The 17,747-nt window shown below is 61.6% G+C and carries 18 protein-coding genes; 7 read left to right on the forward strand and 11 right to left on the reverse strand.

The genetic code is table 11. The annotated features are described in order from the left end of the window. Positions 1-140: 140 nt before the first annotated feature. From RWJ89_RS10445 to RWJ89_RS10460, 4 genes are all read right to left on the reverse strand, one after another. Entirely contained in the window at positions 141-1,418 is a 1,278-nt protein-coding gene (locus RWJ89_RS10445) for an alpha/beta hydrolase (protein WP_168285081.1), read from the reverse strand. Between the two features lie 65 nt (positions 1,419-1,483). Next, complete coding sequence (locus RWJ89_RS10450; protein ID WP_316030978.1) at positions 1,484-1,858, reverse strand: hypothetical protein; 375 nt, start codon at positions 1,856-1,858, stop codon at positions 1,484-1,486. A gap of 105 nt (positions 1,859-1,963) precedes the next feature. After that, positions 1,964-2,980, reverse strand: a complete 1,017-nt coding sequence (locus tag RWJ89_RS10455) for an Lnb N-terminal periplasmic domain-containing protein (RefSeq protein WP_168285066.1) — start codon at positions 2,978-2,980, stop codon at positions 1,964-1,966. 51 nt (positions 2,981-3,031) lie between these two features. Next, complete coding sequence (locus tag RWJ89_RS10460; protein WP_026158814.1) at positions 3,032-3,298, reverse strand: hypothetical protein; 267 nt, start codon at positions 3,296-3,298, stop codon at positions 3,032-3,034. A 221-nt stretch (positions 3,299-3,519) separates the two neighbouring features. Here RWJ89_RS10460 and RWJ89_RS10465 point away from each other — a divergent pair, with 221 nt between their 5' ends. From RWJ89_RS10465 to RWJ89_RS10480, 4 genes are all read left to right on the forward strand, one after another. Next, on the forward strand, positions 3,520-3,822 hold the full coding sequence (locus RWJ89_RS10465) for a DUF2147 domain-containing protein (RefSeq protein WP_410056111.1): 303 nt from the start codon (positions 3,520-3,522) through the stop codon (positions 3,820-3,822). Between the two features lie 115 nt (positions 3,823-3,937). Continuing rightward, positions 3,938-4,492, forward strand: a complete 555-nt coding sequence (locus tag RWJ89_RS10470; RefSeq protein WP_316030899.1) for a hypothetical protein — start codon at positions 3,938-3,940, stop codon at positions 4,490-4,492. Further along, positions 4,482-4,715 carry a hypothetical protein gene (locus RWJ89_RS10475; RefSeq protein WP_316030900.1) on the forward strand — a complete coding sequence of 78 codons (234 nt, stop codon included), beginning with the start codon at positions 4,482-4,484 and terminating at the stop codon, positions 4,713-4,715. Before RWJ89_RS10470 ends, RWJ89_RS10475 begins: the two co-directional genes overlap by 11 nt. 132 nt (positions 4,716-4,847) lie before the next feature. Next, a complete protein-coding gene (locus RWJ89_RS10480) occupies positions 4,848-6,365 on the forward strand; it encodes a DUF1254 domain-containing protein (RefSeq protein ID WP_316030901.1) in 1,518 nt (505 codons plus the stop codon). Positions 6,366-6,998: 633 nt separating this feature from the next. Here the strand turns inward: RWJ89_RS10480 and RWJ89_RS10485 are convergent. The 5 genes from RWJ89_RS10485 to RWJ89_RS10505 form a co-directional block, all read right to left on the reverse strand. After that, on the reverse strand, positions 6,999-7,646 hold the full coding sequence (locus tag RWJ89_RS10485) for a MarC family protein (protein ID WP_131663558.1): 648 nt from the start codon (positions 7,644-7,646) through the stop codon (positions 6,999-7,001). Positions 7,647-7,725: 79 nt separating this feature from the next. Next, a complete protein-coding gene (locus RWJ89_RS10490; RefSeq protein WP_168285069.1) occupies positions 7,726-8,127 on the reverse strand; it encodes a hypothetical protein in 402 nt (133 codons plus the stop codon). A 54-nt stretch (positions 8,128-8,181) separates the two neighbouring features. Then, positions 8,182-10,338, reverse strand: a complete 2,157-nt coding sequence (locus tag RWJ89_RS10495; protein ID WP_316030902.1) for a mechanosensitive ion channel family protein — start codon at positions 10,336-10,338, stop codon at positions 8,182-8,184. Positions 10,339-10,382: 44 nt separating this feature from the next. Then, positions 10,383-11,696: an alpha/beta hydrolase gene (locus RWJ89_RS10500; protein WP_168285071.1), complete on the reverse strand. Its 1,314-nt coding sequence runs from the start codon at positions 11,694-11,696 to the stop codon at positions 10,383-10,385. A 143-nt stretch (positions 11,697-11,839) separates the two neighbouring features. Next, entirely contained in the window at positions 11,840-13,660 is a 1,821-nt protein-coding gene (locus RWJ89_RS10505) for an adenylate cyclase (RefSeq protein WP_316030903.1), read from the reverse strand. A gap of 146 nt (positions 13,661-13,806) precedes the next feature. Here RWJ89_RS10505 and RWJ89_RS10510 point away from each other — a divergent pair, with 146 nt between their 5' ends. From RWJ89_RS10510 to RWJ89_RS10520, 3 genes are all read left to right on the forward strand, one after another. After that, entirely contained in the window at positions 13,807-14,064 is a 258-nt protein-coding gene (locus tag RWJ89_RS10510; protein WP_025394943.1) for a hypothetical protein, read from the forward strand. 152 nt (positions 14,065-14,216) lie between these two features. Continuing rightward, entirely contained in the window at positions 14,217-15,323 is a 1,107-nt protein-coding gene (locus RWJ89_RS10515; RefSeq protein ID WP_168285073.1) for an HlyD family secretion protein, read from the forward strand. Then, complete coding sequence (locus RWJ89_RS10520) at positions 15,313-16,341, forward strand: DUF2955 domain-containing protein (RefSeq protein ID WP_131663551.1); 1,029 nt, start codon at positions 15,313-15,315, stop codon at positions 16,339-16,341. The genes RWJ89_RS10515 and RWJ89_RS10520 overlap by 11 nt, the downstream gene beginning before the upstream one ends. Before the next feature lie 386 nt (positions 16,342-16,727). Here the strand turns inward: RWJ89_RS10520 and RWJ89_RS10525 are convergent, their stop codons facing one another. Both RWJ89_RS10525 and RWJ89_RS10530 read right to left on the reverse strand, forming a co-directional pair. Beyond that, positions 16,728-17,225 carry a CYTH domain-containing protein gene (locus RWJ89_RS10525; RefSeq protein WP_168285074.1) on the reverse strand — a complete coding sequence of 166 codons (498 nt, stop codon included), beginning with the start codon at positions 17,223-17,225 and terminating at the stop codon, positions 16,728-16,730. A gap of 175 nt (positions 17,226-17,400) precedes the next feature. Beyond that, positions 17,401-17,733, reverse strand: coding sequence for a hypothetical protein (locus RWJ89_RS10530; RefSeq protein ID WP_131663550.1), 333 nt, complete (start codon positions 17,731-17,733; stop codon positions 17,401-17,403). Positions 17,734-17,747: the final 14 nt, after the last annotated feature.

Here is a 17,747-nt window from a genome sequence, read left to right on the forward strand (position 1 = left end):
GAAGAGCCCTTCGTCTACCTGAAAGAAGTTTCAAGGCGGGTCACCTATGGGCCTGGCAGCCGGTTGGGGACCATGACGGCGATGAACGGGCATGACGAAGAGCGTGCCAGGCGTCGCCGAACTCAAGCGGGCGCCTCCTGCTATCGTTGCTTCCGGCACGCCGGGTCGGCCGGCGTCGCAGCGCAGTTCTTGACCGCGATCTTCTGCGTGCCGCCGTCTTGTCCGGTCAGACCGCCGACATGATTGGCGTAGTTGCTGCGGGTATCGGCGTCGAGCACGGCGACGGGGGCGGTCAGTACGAGGCCCGCGGCGCTTCCGGCCGCCGCCGCCACATGCGTCGTCCCTGCGAGGATCGTGTCGCCGAGGCCGACCCGGCTGTCGGTCAGCGTCTGCCCTTCGGATAGCCGCGCGCCGATGAGCTGTACGACTTGCGGCGATTCCGCGAACTTGCTGTGATTGAGGTCGTCGCTGACCTTGATTTTGGTCAGATCGATCACCGAGACCTTGTAGTCGGCGAGTTCGGTCTTGTACGGCGCGGTTTCCGGATCGATCGAACCGAGCCGCGGGATGTTGCCCCAGACCCGCCGCGAGAAGGCAAGCGCCTTGTCGTCTTGCGAGACGAAGAGCGTGAACTGCGGATGAGGGTCGCCCATGTCCTCGATCTGAGACCGGAAGACGTCCACGTCGACGTCCGGAGCGGCCAGCATGACATTCTTGAACTTCGACGGAAGGCCGTCATTGCGGATCGCCATCTGCCGGAGCGCTTCCAGCGCCAGCCAGTTGCCCATCGAGTGGGCCAGCACGTTGACTTCCTTCACGGTCGCGTCTTTGGCGAGATACTGGAACAGCGTCTCGAGCGCGTTGCGCGTGTAGTTGGTGCTCTCGCGATCATAGCCGTAGGCGAGCAGGCTGCCGCGCGATGGCCAGGTCACAAGGACCGGCGTGCTGTGGACATTGGAATCGTGGACGATCTGAGCGAAGCGGTAGACGCTATCCTCGAAGCGGTTGTTGAAGCCGTGGATGAAGACCAGCACGCTTTGGTCGCGGTTCCTTTTGACCGAGGCGTTCAGCCAGTCTTTCGCCCCCTCGAGACTGAGCTCGTCGGCCTTAAGCGTGGCGAAGTCGGTCTCCGGATTTGGAGGCAGCTTCCTTGGCCAAGCGACGTCGCCCTCCTTGCGAACCTTGGGCAGTGAAACCCTCATCTGAGCAAAGGACGGCGTCCGGGCGCGCTCGCCCGTAAACATCTCGCCCGGAACAGTCGATCGGGCGCGCGTGGTCGCGACGAGCATGTCGACGCGACTGGTATCCGGCGCGGTGTCCGCAACGGGGGACAGCACGCCCTTCGGATGTCCGCCGCAGCCAGCAAGCACGACCAGCGCGAGGCATGGAAGAAGTCGCCGGATACGACCAGCAGTCAACGAAGCAAACAAGCTCAAGTCCTCTGTTGAAATCGATTCGCCGTGCTCGATGCTCACGGCGATCGCTATCGTGGGCAGACGTCCCAGAAACCCGTTTTCTTGGTGCTATCGGTATAGTACCAGCACATGCCGGACTTCGGCGGCGTTCCGGCGACCGAGGCCGCCGCGGCGCCCGCGACAAAGCCGATGGCAGCCCCAGCCGCGATCGCACCCCCGGCGGGCCAATAGCGGCGAGGATTCACGACGACGACGCCGCGCCTGACGGGCGCGCGAGGGACCACGACGGCGCCGCGATTGCCGACGGCCGCACATCCTCCGGCTCCGCAGCCGGCCACCGCACGGCGCGCTTCGGCCGGGGTCGGAGCGAGCATTGGCGCGGCCACCATCATCAGCATGGCCGCAGCCGTCGCGAGGTCTTGAATGTGCTTGATGAGGTTCATGAGTTCGGTCCTGGTTAAGAGCATAGACGAAACTTCGCCCAGGAAATTCCTGACAGGGCGGACCATGCCTCAATCATCGAGATTCCCTTCGTATGTTACTGTACGTTACGGCCTAGCGACGACGACGGGGAGGGGCACGCCGAGACGGATCGCCTTCGAGAAGTCGGGCGACAATCCATCCGCCCGCGCCCGCACGTCGATCTTGGCAATCTCCCGCAGGCGGTCGAGCGGCATCGACGTGTCGACGGCTCCCCGATCATAGGCGTAGTCGGGAAGATAACCGTTGACGATCAGCCGCCAGTCGAACGGAACCTTGTCGCCTGCGATCCGCATCAGCTTGGCGACGGTCGTCGTGCAGTTCGTCGTGATCGAGTTGTAGAACTGCGGCGTCCGGGCGAGCGCATTGGCCTCGGCGACGTACTCGAGCAGCAGGTTGCGCGCCTGCTCGGGACTGGCTCTGAGCCGGTAAATCTGGACGTCCTCGCCACGCACATTGGAGCGGACGCCGACGACGTCGCGTTCGTCCGCGGCAACGACCACGAGGGGGTCGTTCTTGAAGAGATCGGCAAGGGGAGAAAACCCGCCGCCGACCTTGTGACGCACCTCGATCGACCAGGCGAGCTGTTCGCCGCCTTCGAAGCCGAAGCTAAAGATGACATGCGCGATTTGCGGCCCCGCCCAGTATGACATGAACAGGTCGACCGTCCTCACCTTGCTTACATCGTAGGTTCGTGTCGTCCAGCGCTCCGTAAAGTCGGAATTGCTTCGCCACTCGAAGTCCCGGACATCGGTCAAGGTCAGCAAATTTCCCTCGGCACGACCCGTGACCTGGCGGGCGACATCCGGCGCCCATGCGGCGTTGGCTTCCGGCTTGATGGAGCTCCACCAGAAGAGAACCAGCGCGAAGACGATCGCGAACGAAAGGAGGGCTCTGATGCGCTGCCGGCTGGCAAGCGCCGCCACAGTGAAGAGACCGTAGACGAGGAAGACGCCAGTGCCGATCGCCCGCCCGCCATCAGGCAGGGGTAGGCGATACCATAGGGCGAGGGAACTCCAGGCTGTCAAAGCCGTCACGATAACGGCGACCGGGAGGATGAGGACGAACGCCATCGGTCGAGGCATGTTGTTCCTTTTCTGTAGCCCCCGTGCCGCCACGACGGCGAGATCGCGGCTTTATCGGGCGGCTGGGAATGGAACGACCTTGGCAAAGTCCAGCATGGTGTGGATTTCCGCGGCGAGGCCGTCCATGAGTTCCAGCGCCTCGGCATAACGTGCATCCCGCTCCGGAGCCGTAGACGACTTCCAGTCCCGCACGAGCTGGTCGGCGATGGAAAAGTCGTTGCACAGTTCCCGGAAGCTTTCACTGCGGGAGGCAAGCGCTTCGATCTCCAGCGTCTGCTCGGGAAACCTGCGCTTGGCAAACTCCGTGTCGTATTCCATTGCATCGGCTCCCGCCAGGCGACGCGGGGGGCGCACATCGCGTCGTCGTCGTGAAGATGACACAGAACCGGGCTGGCACCATGTAGGTTACAGTAACACACCGTGAGTTTCTTGCGGTCGGCAGAGCATGTGTGGTCCATTCGGTCATCGGCCCGGTGGCGGGCCAGCCATGCGAGGACCTTACCGTGAAACCCATCCTGATCTCCGTCACAGCGCTGCTGATGTCGACCGGACTGGCGAGCGCAGCCGAGCCGATCGTCGGAAACTGGAAGACGACGCTCGGCGACACCGCCGCGATCGAGCCGTGCGGCGGCGGTTTCTGCATCACGCTGAAAAGCGGCAAGCATACCGGCGAGAAGATCGGCGCGTTCGAAGGTAGCGGTGGCAGCTATTCCGGCAAGATCTCCGATCCCGACGCGAAGAAAACCTATAACGGCACCATCAGCGTCTCCGGCGACACGGTCACTCTCAAAGGCTGTGTGATGAAGGTCGTCTGCGAGTCGCAGAAGTGGTCACGCCAATAGTCCGCGGGGACAAACGGAATACGTAACATACGGGTGCTTCCGGCGTGATTGGCTATCCTTGCGCCGGGAATCATTTCCGGCATCCGCCGGAGCCATGGAAGATCGGGATTGCTGCATGATCAAAATGAAAAGCGCCTATTGCGGGTTGGCTCTGGCACTGGCGGCGGCACCCACGGCCGCCGCAGACATGTCGGAACCTCGATCGGTTGTCGCCGACAGCGGATGGAAGTTCCAGGTCACGTTCGACGGCTGGTTGGCAGGTTTGAATGGCGACATCGGCGTGCGCGGCCTCCCGGCGGCGGCAGTCGACGTCTCATCTCTGGACGTGCTCGAGGATTTGGACGGCGTGTTTGCAGGATCCTTTCAAGCAGCAGGCGATAGCTGGCTTCTCTATACGGATGTCATGTGGGCCAAGATTTCGACCGACGCCGACGTCGGCCCCTTCGGCGGAACGGCCGACTTCGAGCAGACGCAGATCGTGGCGACGGCCCTTGTCGGCTACGAGCTGCCCGTCAACGTCGCGAACATGCAGCTCTACGCGACGGGCGGACTTCGCTACCAGCACAACAAGGTGGAACTCGGGATCGATCCCCGTATTCTTCCCGGCGATCGACCGCAGCGGTTCGCAAAGCTGGGCCGATCCGATCGTCGGGCTCACCATGCATTATGACGTCAACAGCAGATGGTTCGTCGACGTCATGGCCGACATCGGCGGCTTCGGCGTCGCTTCCGACATCACTTTGCAGGGAACCGCGACGGTCGGCTACAACTGGACGGACACTCTCGCTTCGTCTTTCGGCTACAAGGCGCTCTCCACCGACTACGAGGAAGATGGCTTCCGGTACGACGCCACCCAGCACGGCATCTTCACGCGACTGGCGGTGAAGTTCTAGTCGGAATCCGGCTGCGGCCCGCCGCAAGCTACGGCCGTGTAACCGTAACATACTTCCCTTCGCGTCGCCGAATGCACACAGATTGGCGACCTCATGAAAAACGACCGACGGGCGGTCGACAAGGAGAGTGCAATGAAACGCGCGACGAGACGGGTTTACGCTACTGCCGCGGTGCTGCTGATGGGCTGGGGGGCCGCGTACGCCGAGGTACCGAAGACGAAGATGGCGACGCCAATACCGGATTCGATCGTCACGCCGGAGAGCGTCGACACCAGGATTGGCAAGCTGAATTTTTTTGACGGCTTTCCGGACGACGCCACTTCGGAGAAGATTTATGACAATCTCGATTTCATGCGAGGCATGGATGCTTTTCTCAATGCGATGCCCGGTGCATCCGTCGAAGCTATGCGGGTTGGACTGGCCAGCCAGGGCGCCGACAACAACCAGACGATCCTGATCTTCGAAAACCTCATGGACTCGCATTCGCTGTTCCTCACAGGCAACACCGAAAGCATCTACAATCTCATGTGGCTGGATACCAAAGCCGGTCCGCTGGTCATCGAGACGCCACCCAACATCCTGGGCATGATCGACAACCACTGGTTCGAATATGTCGGCGATGTCGGCAATGCCGGCCCGGACAAGGGCAAGGGTGGAAAATACCTGCTCTTGCCGCCGGACTACGACGGCGTGGTCCCCGAGGGTTATCACGTATTGCGGTCCTCGACCTACGGGAACCTGTTCTTCTGGCGCGGCTTCCTCGAAGGCGGCAGCACGACGGCGGCCGTCGAAAACACCAGGAAATTCGCGAAGATCTATCCGCTTTCGGCGGCCGGCAATCCGCCGCCGATGAAGATTGTCAACGTCTCAGGCAAGGAGTTCAACACGATCCATGCCAATAATTTTCATTTCTACGAGGAAGTGAACGCCATCGTCCAGTACGAGCCGAACGAAGCCTATCATCCGGAAGTGCTGGGACAACTCGCCTCCATCGGCATCGTAAAGGGAAAGCCCTTCGCGCCCGACGAACGAATGAAGAAGATACTCACCGAAGCCGTGGCCGTCGGCAATGCGACGGCGCGCACGATCACCTTCAAGACCCGCATGAAGGACGCCTATTATTATCCGAACAGTGCCTGGTTCACCGGCTTTGTCGGCGGCAGTTACGAGTTTCTTCTGCAGCCCGGCGTTCGCTATCTGGATGCCCGCGTCCTGTTCCACTACTACGCGACGGGGATCACGCCGGCGATGGCGATAAAGCGCGTCGGCATCGGTTCGCAATATGCCGGCGCCACGACCGACAAGGACGGCAAGCCATTCGACGGCGGCAAGACCTATAAGATTCACCTGCCGCCAAACATTCCTGCAAAGGAATTCTGGTCGTTCGTGGCGTATGACAACCAGACGCGTTCGATGCTGCAGACGGACCGGCAATTCCCCAGCATCGGGAGCGACAAGAAAGACATCGTGATCAACGCGGACTCGTCCGTCGATGTCTGGTTCGGTCCGACGGCGCCGAAAGGCCATGAGGCCAACTGGGTCCAGACAGTGCCCGGCAAGGGTTGGAACGTCCTGCTTCGCCTCTATGGCCCCCTGGAGCCGTGGTTCGACAAGACCTGGAAGCCGGGCGAGTTCGAACCGGTCGAGTGACGCCAGGCTAGGTGATGAACGGATCGCCGCGCCACAGGCGCCCGCCCGCATACTGGGTCCACCTCAATGCCGATCCGACTGGTATGTCGGATCGGCATTGGGCCGGAATACTGCGCCGTACATGAGGGCGTCGTCGGCATCAGCCACGGTGGCTTGCGCCTTCTGGCGCGTGTTTTCACCGTAACAGCGATCAGCGGGACTGCATTGGGAGGCGGAGCTTGAGGTCAAGATTTGGGCTGTCGGCTCCATGGATCTAAGTGGGTCTCCTCGCAGCTCAGACCACTGCGGCCTTGATCCTGTTTTGGATCGTGTTCCCGTCTTTCATGGCTTGGTCACCCACCTAGGTGAATGGCAGCTGCTGGATCTCTCGGACCAGGTCGGGATTTCGTACGATCGCTTGAATCCAAATTTTCGAAATTGCTGTTTTTTAACGGGTTGGCTGAGTTGGTTCGAATTGATTGCATATTACAGTCGGCTAAGATCTTAGTCCCCAGGCTTTCCGCGCAAGGGATCACAAATCTGCAGGCGGGCTTGATGCCGAAAGTGTCAGCAGTTTCGGATGGCATCACGCTCTGTTTCTTGACTTAGACCGGGGTTCAGATGTTAGGTCGGCGCGGCCTAAATCATCCGCATCTAATGCACAGCGGCCGGGGTGATGATCCCGAGATTGCCAAGCCCGGCGACGATCAGCTGGACTGCGACGGCGGTCAGCAGAATGCCGAAGACGACCTCCGAGACGATCATAGTGACTGGCTTCATACGCTTGGCGAGCTTGTCGATGTTGGTGAACACCAGATAGTCCAATGCGCCGACGATCAGGATCAGGCCGATGACAAGTATCGCACTGGCGATCGAGACGACTTCGCCGGAGGCGATGATGATGATCGTAATGCCGACAGGATTGAGCAGGTAAGGGACCGCAAGCGGAAATACGGCCAGCTTGTCGGGATCGACGGGCGCCGCAATATCGTCATGCGGCTTCTCTGTCGGTCCTGATGCCATCTTGATCGCGATCAGTGCGAGGATGATGCCACCGGCGACGGCGACGGCGCCGCCCGTGATGTGGAGAAGCCGCATCAGCAGAGCGCCGGTGGCAAATAGGATCAGGGCCGTGACGACGGCGATCTGGACCATCTGGCGGCCGATGCGCACCTTGGTTTGGGTATCGAAGGCGTGGGTCTTTTCCAGAAACGGCACCAGGGCAATCTTCGGCCCCATGCCGATCAGAAGCAGCAGGAGAAGTTTTCCGACGAGTGCGGCATCGATGACTGTGAAATCCATGAAACGTGCCCTCTAAATTTGTGATGCGGAAATCGAGACGAAGAGAACCAAACGAACTCGTCAGTTTTTCTGCGAGCACTCAGCGCGGGCATACGTCCCAGAAGCCCGTCGTCTTGGCGGGCGAGGTGTAATACCAGCATTGACCAGATTGCGGCGGCGTGCCTGCCAAGGACACGGCGGCAGCTCCGGCGACGAAGCCGATGGCAGCACCCGCGGCGATGGCGGTGCCCGGACGCCAGTAGCGGCGAGGGGTGACGACGACGACGCCGCGCCGGACAGGCGGGCGAACGGCGGGGCGGGTGCTTCCGACTGCGGCGCATCCCCGCGGTCCGCAGGCTGCAGCGCCGCAGCCTCTCGGACCACATGCCGCCACGCCACGACGGGCAGCTTCGGCCGTTACGGGAATGAGGACGGGCGCGCAGACCGTCATCATGACCGCAAGTGTCGCAAGCATGTGCGACAGGATGACCAGGATCTTCATTTCATTTCCTCCCATTGTTCTCGTGTGTCGTTCATTTCCTCGAAGATGCCGCCCTCAGGCCGGGTTTGCGGCGGCGGCCGCGTTCTGTGCTGCGAGCGTCTGCTGGGCAGCGGCTGCAACAGCGTCGTCCTTGCCGCCGGAGACCTGAACTGTGGGCACAGCGAGCTTGATGCCGTTTTCGTTGAACGCCTCATGGATCATCCGCAGAGCCCGACGCTTCAGCGTGAACTGCTGGCCGGGAAGCGTCATGACCTTCATGCGCAGGAGCAGGCCGGAGTCGCCCAGGCTGTCGATCCCCTGCATCTTCAGCGGCTCGATCGTCGTCGGCTTGAACTCCGGATCCTCGAACAGCTCCAGGCCGATCTTCTTGATGATCTTGCGGGCCTTCTCGATGTCGGAATCGTAGGTGATGGTAATCGTCATCTTCTCGATCACCCAGTCGCGGCTCATGTTCTGGACTGCTCCGAGCTCGCTGAAGGGGACGATGTAGACCGCGCCGCGGTGGTGCCTGAGCTTGATCGATCGCAAGCTGAAGGATTCGACGGTGCCCTTGTAGCTGCCGCTCTGGATATATTCGCCCACCCGGAAGGCGTCGTCGAGCAGGTAGAACATCCCGCTGATCACGTCCTTGACCACCGTCTGCGCGCCGAAACCGATCGCAACGCCGACCACGCCGGCGCCAGCGATCAACGGGCCGATCTCCACGCCGAGCGACGATAGTGCCATCATGATCGCGACGGCAACGAAGAGGATCATCAGGAAATTGCGAAGGATCGGCAGCAGGGTTCTGAGACGTGTGCGCCGCCGCTCCCGTTCGCTGCCGACTTCGAGGACGGCTTCGGTGTCGCCGAGCTTGCGATCAATCAGCACTTTGACAACGCTCCAGGCAAGGTCGACGACGAGCAGAATGATGCCGGCGCTGAGGAGGCCGCGCACAAGGCGCAGAAGCGGCGAATCCTGCATCGTCATCTGCGTCAGCCTGATATCCAGGGCGTTCGCCAGCAGAAGAATGGCGCCGACGATCAGTGCCGCCCTGATGCCGCGCTCGACGATCACCGAGACGACGGTGCCTCTCTTATGGCCGTCCTCTTCGTCCTCGGAAGAGCGCAGGATATTGTCGACCGACGCCTTGGTGAGGGCGATAGCGCCGGGCAGTGCGGCACAGACCACCGCGATCCAGAACAGCCTCATCGCACCCACCACCCACAGCAGCCAGACGGCAACGAAGTAGACCGTCCAGAGCCAGTTCCGCGCCCGCAGGCCGATGCGGCTGGCCTGGCCGGCCGTCAATCCGGACGGACGTCTCCAGACGGCTTCGATGCCGATGACGAGGAGCACGAGGCCGAGGGCATAGGCCACGAGTTGCCGGGCCGGGACGGAAAAACCGAGTGTGCCGAGCAGGCGGATGGTCACCCAGCCAAAGGCATACCAGCCGACGAGATAGCCGAGGCGTTTCGCCCAATGGCCGGCGGCATTTTTGGTGATCGGTACGACACGAAACCGACCTTCTTCCTCTGCTCGCGGTGCCAGAAGCACATCGAAAATGGCGCTTGCCAGACGGAAGATCACGATCGCAAAGAGGTAGCCGACGACGATTTCCCGGACGATCGGCGGCCATTGGAACAAGAGGAAGAAGCCGATGCTGCCGAGTCCGAACGACAGGACGAAACATGCCGCCCACAGAAGCCTCGCAGCCAGTGCGATCACCCTCTGGCGAACCGTGGCGAAGGGCGCGCGTGTCATCCATGAGCGCCAGCCGGCGCTGATCCACCACAACAGCCATTGCGCAGCCAGCCCGACGGCAACGAAGGCAGCGACCAGGAAGATCGGCCGCGTTCCGCCGTTCGCCTGGACGTCGCCTTGGAGCATGGCCGCGCCACGCATCGTCTCGGAGGGAAAGGATTTGATAGCTCCGAGAAGGCTGGAAACATGGACACGGAGCCGCATCGCAAATTCCGAGAACGAAGGGTCGGCATTCGGCGTTGCGACAGGCGGTTCCGTGACGGCCCGGGCTGCTTCCGATTGCTGCTGCAGGAAGCGCTGGACATCCGGATCCGAGAACATGCCGATAAAGCGCTGGACACTTTCAGGCTGCGGGCTCGCAGGCGTCGCGCTCTGGGCCGCGGCAATGGAGGCACAAAGGAGAATGGATACCAGGGTGGCCCCGATGAGAAGCGGCCTGACCATGCGGATTTTGGAAAGTAAAGGCATCGTCTATCCTGATCTCGATGAAGCTGTTGCCGGTTGCTGAAGCGCTATTGCCTACATGACTCCTTCGATCGGCCCGCGGCAGTGCACTCGGACGCCTTCGGTCGCGTACCCACAGGACCCGTGAGGCCGCTGACCTGGCCGGCGTAATTATCTCTGGTATCCGCATCGACGACGGCGACCGGGGCGGCAAGGATCAGGCCGGCTGCGCTGCCCGCGGCGGCCGCCGTGCTCGTCGTCGCGGCGAGGATCTTGTCCCCGAGCCCAACCTTGCTGTCGGTCAGCGTCTGCCCGTCAGAAATGCGAGCCCCTATGAGCTGAACGACCTCGGGCGATTCCGCGAATTTTCCGTGGTTCAGCCTGTCGCCCGCCTTGACCTTGGTGAGGTCGATGACCGTGATCTGGTTGTCGGCCAGTTCCTTCTTGAAGGGGGCCTGCTCGGGATCGATGGCGCCGAGTCTGGCGACGTCGCCCCATACCCTGCGCGATACCGCGAGCGCGCGATCGTCTCGCGAAACGAACAAGGTGAAATTCGGATGCTGCTTGCCCATGTCGACGATCTGCTGGCGGAAGACATCGACATCCACGTCGGGCGAGGCCAGCATGACATTCTTGAACTTGGCAGGGAGGCGGCCGTTGCGGATCGCCATCTGGCGAAGCGCTTCCAACGCCAGCCAGTTCCCCATGGAATGCGCCAGGATCGAGACTTCCTTCACCTCTGGATCCCTCGCGAGATACTGGAAGAGCGTCTCCAATGCGTTGCGCGTGTAGTTGGTGCTCTCCCTGTCGTAGCCATAGGCAAGTAGACTGCCGCGCGACGGCCATGTCACTAACACGGGCGCGCTGTGCACGCCGGAATCCTTGACAATCTGAGCGAAGCGATAGACGGAATCTTCGAAACGGTTGTTGAAGCCGTGGATGAACACCAGCACGCTGCGGTCGCGGCTCTTCCTGACAGAGGCGCTCAGCCATTTCTTGGCGTCGTCGCGTGTGATCTCCGCGGCTTTCAAGGTTGCGAAATCCGTTGCTGGATTGGATGGAAGTCTTCTCGGCCAGGCGACTTCGCCGATCTTGCGGACGTTCGCAGGCGGGATGGATACGGTGATGTCGGCAAAGGCCGGGGCGAGTGCACGCTCGCCTGTGAACATTTCGCCTTGGATCGTGGAGCGGCCGCGCGTCGTGGTCACGAGCATGTCGACCTTGGCGGCGTTCGGCGCGCTATCGGCAACCGGGATGAGGACGTTCTTCGGGTGGCCTCCGCATCCGGCCAATGCGCAGAGCAGCAGCAGAGCCGAGATCCATTTCAAACCCGGGGAAAGGCTTGGTTGAATTCGGCCGTCACGACATTTTGCTGTGCTCACTGGCGTTCCTCATAGCCCTGTCAAATTGGTACGGGCCTCGACGCCGCACGCCGCGGCGGTCGAAGTCGGCACTGAGGCCAGACTATGCGAAGACGAGATGGCGTGCCCGTATGATCGGGTATGTTACGGTCGGGAAGACAGTATCAGCGGGGTTGCAGGTCCGAGGTGGCGGCGGTCGACGCGATTGCATCGGGATCGGGCACCGTCATCCCCGCCTTGCGAAGTCCTTCGATCAGACGATCGCGATCTTCGGGCTGCATGTTGCGCATTGCGAGTTCGGTGACGATGTTCGGCAGGAAGTCGGGTCGCATGCTGACGAACACCTGTCCTTCCCGGCGGGCGTCGTCCATCATGCCAGCCTCTGCGTAGATGACGGCGGCGACAACATGGAAGAGAGGGAACTTCTGCATGTTCGCCTGTCTGATCTCCAGCACGGCAGTGTGGTTGTCGCGGAGCATATAGGCGGCCAGGGCTCGCGTTCCGTGGTAGAAGCCGCCGCTGCCTGGATTAAGCGCGATGGCCTGGTCCAGTAGGGTTGCTCCACGTTGCCACTGGCCAGCGATCGCAAGCCGAGTTCCGAACTCGCCCATCAGTTCGGTGTCATTGGGGTTGGTGGCAAGCGCCTGCTCGCCCACACGCAGTGATTCAGCGAGCTGCCTGTCAAAGAACAGCGCCGTCATCAGTGCTTGAAGTCCGCGTGTATTGTTCGGATCGATCTGCGTTGCGCGCCTGGCGGCATCGAGTGCACGCTGTATGGCTGTATCCTGGTCTGGTGTCGGATTGAACTTGTACCGGTCCTCATCGAGATAGACGATCGACAGCATTGCCCAAGCGGTCGCGTAGTTCGGAAACCGCGCGAGCGCGGCCTCGAGGCAATCCCGGACGCGCGCGTGCGCTTCGGCGCTCAGTTCGGAACGATAGGCATAGAAGCGCAAAGTGCACTCATACGCACCGAGGTCATCCGGGGGCGGACTGGCGGCGTCGACCTGTGCCATGACCCCGTAGGGCTGGGCGATGGCGGTCGCGACCTTTCTGGCGACATCCGTCTGGATCGCAAACAGGTCTCCCGATGCGAGATCATTGTCATAGTTCTCCGACCAGAGGATTTCGCCGTCCGACGTATCGAGCAGCCTCGCGGTTACACGAAGGCGCTTGCCCGACGTGCGTACCCCGCCGGCAAGGAGATAACGTGCGCCGAATTCGGCCCGGATCTCCGATGCGCCCACATCCGCTGGGAGGGACTTGGACGTTTCGCGGCCGAAGACCTTGATCTCCTTGAACCGTGGCAGGATGGTCATTAGCTCCTCAGTCAGGCCAGCTGTGTAGAGCTGTGCCTCCGGCCCTTCGCCGAGATTGGCAAACGGGGCCACGACGAGGGCCGGCCGATCGGGCGACAGGCTCGCAACGCGTTCGAGCGACGGAGCGGGAGACCGCGCCCCGATCCAATAGAGCGAAATAGCCACTGCAGCGAGCGCGGCAGCACCCGGCAACAAGACTCGCCTTGCGCGCCACCAGCGTCCGGGGCGAACCTCAAAGGGTGATGTTTCGCCAGCGTCTTCGTCTCCAATGTCGACTGACGCCGAGCAGGACCAGGCGAAGGTTGGGATATATCCGCCCTTGGGGATGTCGATCCTGACCGGGTCATCCTGCCCGGCAACGAGATAATAGCGCTCGAGCGACCGCCGCAGCCGTCCGGCCTCGATCCTGACCACCGGGTCGTCCTGGGTGAAGCCGGGATCCCGGCCGAACACCTCGATCGCGATCGAATAGGCTTTGATCCGGTTGCCCCGACCCTCGAGAGTTTCCGAGACGACATAGCGGAGAAACGCTGCCGCGCGACCGACGCCTGGAAATTCAGGGCTGGAGACGACACGTTCCAGTTGCTCGCTGATATCGTCGGCTTGAGGCGCCGGCCTTGAAGAAATGGATGCAGCAGACCCCTCTGCTGGTATCGATGTCTGCATGTCTGTCCCCAATCCCCCGTGGAGTCACATCACTGCCAGACCGTATGTTACGGTAACATACTCCACTAACCTATTGCCGTCCATGAAGATCGGGATCAGGCACACGTTGCAGTGGCGACGTCTCGAATGCCGGTAAGGAGTGGACCATGGACGAAGGCGTGACCGCAGTCCGTCGGCAGTTTCCAGCGAGGATCAGGGCGATCGACGATCTCTCTGCCCGCAGTGAGGATTTTCGGGAAATCTGCAGGGACTTTGCCGACGCCCAATCGGCGCTGCAGAAATGGAACGTCTCAACCGATCCGAAACGCGACGAGCGCGTCGTCGAATACCAGGAGCTGATCGCCGAACTCTCCAAGGAGATAGAGGGCGCGCTTGACGCCTCGGTACCGCCAACCGCTCTCTGACGAGGCGAGACTAAGCACGCGGCAAGCCATCGCCAGGCGTATGTTACGGTTACCTACTTGCGTTCCATCGCCCGGTAACGACCATCGCGACAAATGTCCGGCGCTGAAACTTTGCGCTTCCACGAAACGAAACGCCTCCGAAGGATATTGCCGTGGTTTCCGAAAACTTGGACGAGACTGCCATTTCCCCAACGCCTCGGAATCCACTCCGCAGGATAGCACTCATCGTTCTCCTCCTGGCGCTCGTCCTGTTCGTCCTCTCCATCTTCATGGAGCGGCGCACGCCATCGACCTCGCAGGCTCAGGTCCAAGCCTATATCGTCGGCATCGCTCCCGAAGTCACCGGTCGGGTGGTGGAAGTCGGCGTCACCGACAACTCGCGCGTCGAGGCCGACCAGGTTCTCTTTCGTATCGATCCCGAGCGCTATGAACTCGCGGTCAGTGAGGCCGAGGCGAACCTTGCAAGTGTCGGCCAGTCAATGGGCGCGTCAACGGCTGCTGTCGATGCGGCGCAGGCAAAGCTCGTAACGGCCCAGGTCGATCGCGACAATCTTCGCGAACAAGCTGCGCGCGCCGCAGAGCTGCAAAAGAGGGGCGTGTATTCCAAAGCGCGGGCTGATTCAACCAAATCGGCTTTCGGTCAGTCAGAGGCAGCCGTCACCGGTGCTGAGGCTGAGCTGGCCAAGGCCAAGGAGCAGCTCGGGCCGAGCGGAAATGACAATCCGCAGCTCCGGGCAGCTCTGGCAGCGCTCGAAAAGGCACGACTCGATCTGGTGCGGACCACCGTTCAGGCACCTTCGGCCGGGGTCGTGACCAACCTCCAACTTACAACCGGTAAGGTCGTGTCGGCCGGACAGTCAGCCATGACCTTTATCGATGTCGGAACGATCTGGATCACCGCCGCCTTCAAGGAGAATAGCCTCGAGAAGGTGGCAGTTGGCAACCGGGCGGAAGTCCTTTTCGACGCGCTTCCCGGTCGGTTGTTTCCGGCGCAAGTCGAGAGCGTTGGTTTCGGCGTATCGCAAGGGAGCACGGACCCGAACACCGGATTGCCGACGATCCGGAGCGATAGCGGCTGGGTCCAGGAGCCGCAGCGGTTTCCGGTCCGCCTCATCATCGAGGAGGCGCAGCGGCCCAAGGGCGGCGTACGCTACGGCTCACAGGCGACCGTCGTCATCTACACCGGCGACAACCCGGTCACCAATGCCTGGGGATCGCTCTGGATCCGCATCATGTCGGTGCTAACCTATGTCCGCTGAGAGGAGCCCCGCGGTCGAGGAGCAGAAACGCAAGGGGCTGCGGGTCGCATTCGCGGTCTCCATCGGCTTCACGCTCGCAGTCTATGCCGGGGCTATCGTACCGTTCCTTGGTCCGCTCTTTGCCGCCCAGTTTCTGCTCGGAAGTTCGCGGCCGATGCCGCTCGGCAAGACTATCGGGGCGGCGATGGTCATCCTGATCGCAGGAATGGCGATGATGGTTCTGACCGACGTGCTCGGCGACCGTCCGGCACCCTTTCTGCTGATCCTGGGGCTGACCTATTTTGCGTGCTTCGCCGCACAGTCGACGGGAAAGGGAGGACCGGCCGTCTTTCTCGTGCTGGTCGTTTCGATCATCGTGCCTCTGCTCGGCATTCTGAACAAGGAGCTCGCCAATTCCATCCTGTCCATCCTGGTCGCCGGGGTGTTGTCCGGCACGGCTCTGATGTGGTTCGCCCATGCGATCTTTCCCGAGCCGTTTTCCCCGGAGGTTGAGGCGGTGGCGATCGACGAGCGGCCGCCGGCCTTGGGTCGGGCGCTGGCAAACACGGTCATCCTTCTGGGCTCCGTCGTGATCTGCCTGACGAGCGACAACCTGACCGCCGCGGCGGTCATTCCGATCACTGTTGCTTCGCTGCTCGGGCAGCTCGACGTTGCCGCGAGCGCGCGAGTGGCGATCGGGCTCGTGCTCGTCAACCTGTTCGGCGGCGTGCTCGCCTCCGTTGCCTATGCCGCGCTATCGCTGCGCCCCAATCTTTTCTCGATCTTCGTCATCGTTCTCGTCGTCGTCCTCCTCATCGGAGGGCGCGCGGCTGCTCGCTCGAAGGACGCCCCGGTTTTTGCCGGCGCCCTGACAACCTTCCTGATCCTGTTCGGCCTCGGGGTCTCGCCTCTGCCGGGGAGTGCTGCAGAATCCTTCGCCACCCGCATCGTCTATGTCGCAGCAGCCTTGATCTACGCGCTGCTGTTTGCCGTCATCCTGTGGCCGCGGGCCGCGGAAACGAAGAGGATATCGGTATGACTCAGTCGTACTCTGAGAGCACGTTACCTTGAAGAAGTCGGCTGTCTTCAGTCCCGCGATGTTCTTGGCGTTAGTCGCTTCGGTGGCCTCAGTAGACGCCGCCCAGAGAACAGAAGACTTCCTCAAGGCCCGCAAGCATTGCGAACTCACCCATCTGTGGAAGGATCCACCCGACCCCAATGGCTTCAGCGAATGCATGAAAGAAAGGCGCTATCGCCTCCATTTCTCGCCGACCTGCCAGACCGGGAGCCGCAGGGCGCAGTGCTACGACCTGCAGCGCTAACTGCCGACGCGTTAGCATCAGGTCTTTGCTTGCAACCCGGCGCAGAGGAACTGCCGCCCGTTATCGAGGCGCTCATTGTTCCCTCCCGTGGAAAGGCGGCCCATCAGGTTGCAGCCTTTGATACATACCGGCTGCGGTAGTCGTTGCGTTGAACGAGCATTGCGAGCCTACGATTGGAAAATGCGGCATTCCCGGTCACTTCCGGGCCGAGCCACGGCGGGCAGGGAGGTTGATCGCTTTCGTCGGCAAGCTCGATTTCTGCGACAACCAATCCGTCGTGGACGCCACTGTAGACGTCCACCTCCCAAAGGCAGCCACGATGGTTCACCTCATAGCGGGTCTTATCCACCACACTCGTTGCAAAGGCGATCATTTCGAGGGCATCGGCGTAAGGAATCTCATATTCGAACTCCTCGCGCCGCAGGCGCCCGGTCCGGAGTTTAACGGTCAGGACGGCGTGTGCCTTATCGATGATCCTGACGCGCACGAAGCGGTTCTTCTTCGCCAGCAGGTAGCCCTGGCAGAATGCGGCGCCCTTGGAAGCGTGGTCCCGCCAACTATCGTTTGCGACCAGAAATTTTCGCTCAATCTCTGCGGTCATTCTTGCCTCCCTTGTCGTTCCGAACCGCGACGAACCTGAATGAGGGTGCTTGACGGACTTCCCGACCAGGCACCGCCGTCCGAACTTTAATATCGAGTCGGCAGGGATGCAGCCTCCCTCCGCCGGATCGTGCCGTTGATCGCCATATGCCGACAAAACTCCGGGACGAAGATTGCTAGCGCTTCAGATCGAGGATCTGTCCCGACGCCCTGAGCTGCTCCAGCGTTTTACCGAGACAACTTCCACCGATCGGTTCGCCCAAGGCCTTGGCGGTCCCGCCGACAGATATCGTTCCGGCAAGCTTGCTCGGATTGACATAGGTGGCCACGCCATTCGCCTCCAATCTCGTGAGATAGAAGATCTGGTACAGGCCTTTATATTCGCAGGCTACGGCGATCGGAAATTGATCGAACGGCTCGGCCGCCTGCGCTCGCGAAACGGATATGCCGGCCAAGGGAAGAATGCAGGCAATGGCGACAGACAGCACACGGTCCGATGGATGGATCATCACACACTCCTGTT

Origin of the sequence: Rhizobium sp. 10PS4 (genome assembly GCF_032464805.1) — a bacterium.
GTDB classification, from domain to species: domain Bacteria; phylum Pseudomonadota; class Alphaproteobacteria; order Rhizobiales; family Rhizobiaceae; genus Rhizobium; species Rhizobium laguerreae.

What these genes read in the sequence shown, in the direction of transcription:
- RWJ89_RS10450 (WP_316030978.1), bottom strand. Translation starts at nt 1,858, where the DNA reads ATGAACCTCATCAAGCACATTCAAGACCTCGCGACGGCTGCGGCCATG.
- RWJ89_RS10455 (WP_168285066.1), bottom strand. Translation starts at nt 2,980, where the DNA reads ATGCCTCGACCGATGGCGTTCGTCCTCATCCTCCCGGTCGCCGTTATC.
- RWJ89_RS10460 (WP_026158814.1), bottom strand. Translation starts at nt 3,298, where the DNA reads ATGGAATACGACACGGAGTTTGCCAAGCGCAGGTTTCCCGAGCAGACG.
- RWJ89_RS10465 (WP_410056111.1), top strand. Translation starts at nt 3,520, where the DNA reads ATGTCGACCGGACTGGCGAGCGCAGCCGAGCCGATCGTCGGAAACTGG.
- RWJ89_RS10470 (WP_316030899.1), top strand. Translation starts at nt 3,938, where the DNA reads ATGATCAAAATGAAAAGCGCCTATTGCGGGTTGGCTCTGGCACTGGCG.
- RWJ89_RS10475 (WP_316030900.1), top strand. Translation starts at nt 4,482, where the DNA reads ATGCATTATGACGTCAACAGCAGATGGTTCGTCGACGTCATGGCCGAC.
- RWJ89_RS10480 (WP_316030901.1), top strand. Translation starts at nt 4,848, where the DNA reads ATGAAACGCGCGACGAGACGGGTTTACGCTACTGCCGCGGTGCTGCTG.
- RWJ89_RS10485 (WP_131663558.1), bottom strand. Translation starts at nt 7,646, where the DNA reads ATGGATTTCACAGTCATCGATGCCGCACTCGTCGGAAAACTTCTCCTG.
- RWJ89_RS10490 (WP_168285069.1), bottom strand. Translation starts at nt 8,127, where the DNA reads ATGAAGATCCTGGTCATCCTGTCGCACATGCTTGCGACACTTGCGGTC.
- RWJ89_RS10495 (WP_316030902.1), bottom strand. Translation starts at nt 10,338, where the DNA reads ATGCCTTTACTTTCCAAAATCCGCATGGTCAGGCCGCTTCTCATCGGG.
- RWJ89_RS10505 (WP_316030903.1), bottom strand. Translation starts at nt 13,660, where the DNA reads ATGCAGACATCGATACCAGCAGAGGGGTCTGCTGCATCCATTTCTTCA.
- RWJ89_RS10510 (WP_025394943.1), top strand. Translation starts at nt 13,807, where the DNA reads ATGGACGAAGGCGTGACCGCAGTCCGTCGGCAGTTTCCAGCGAGGATC.
- RWJ89_RS10520 (WP_131663551.1), top strand. Translation starts at nt 15,313, where the DNA reads ATGTCCGCTGAGAGGAGCCCCGCGGTCGAGGAGCAGAAACGCAAGGGG.
- RWJ89_RS10525 (WP_168285074.1), bottom strand. Translation starts at nt 17,225, where the DNA reads ATGACCGCAGAGATTGAGCGAAAATTTCTGGTCGCAAACGATAGTTGG.
- RWJ89_RS10530 (WP_131663550.1), bottom strand. Translation starts at nt 17,733, where the DNA reads ATGATCCATCCATCGGACCGTGTGCTGTCTGTCGCCATTGCCTGCATT.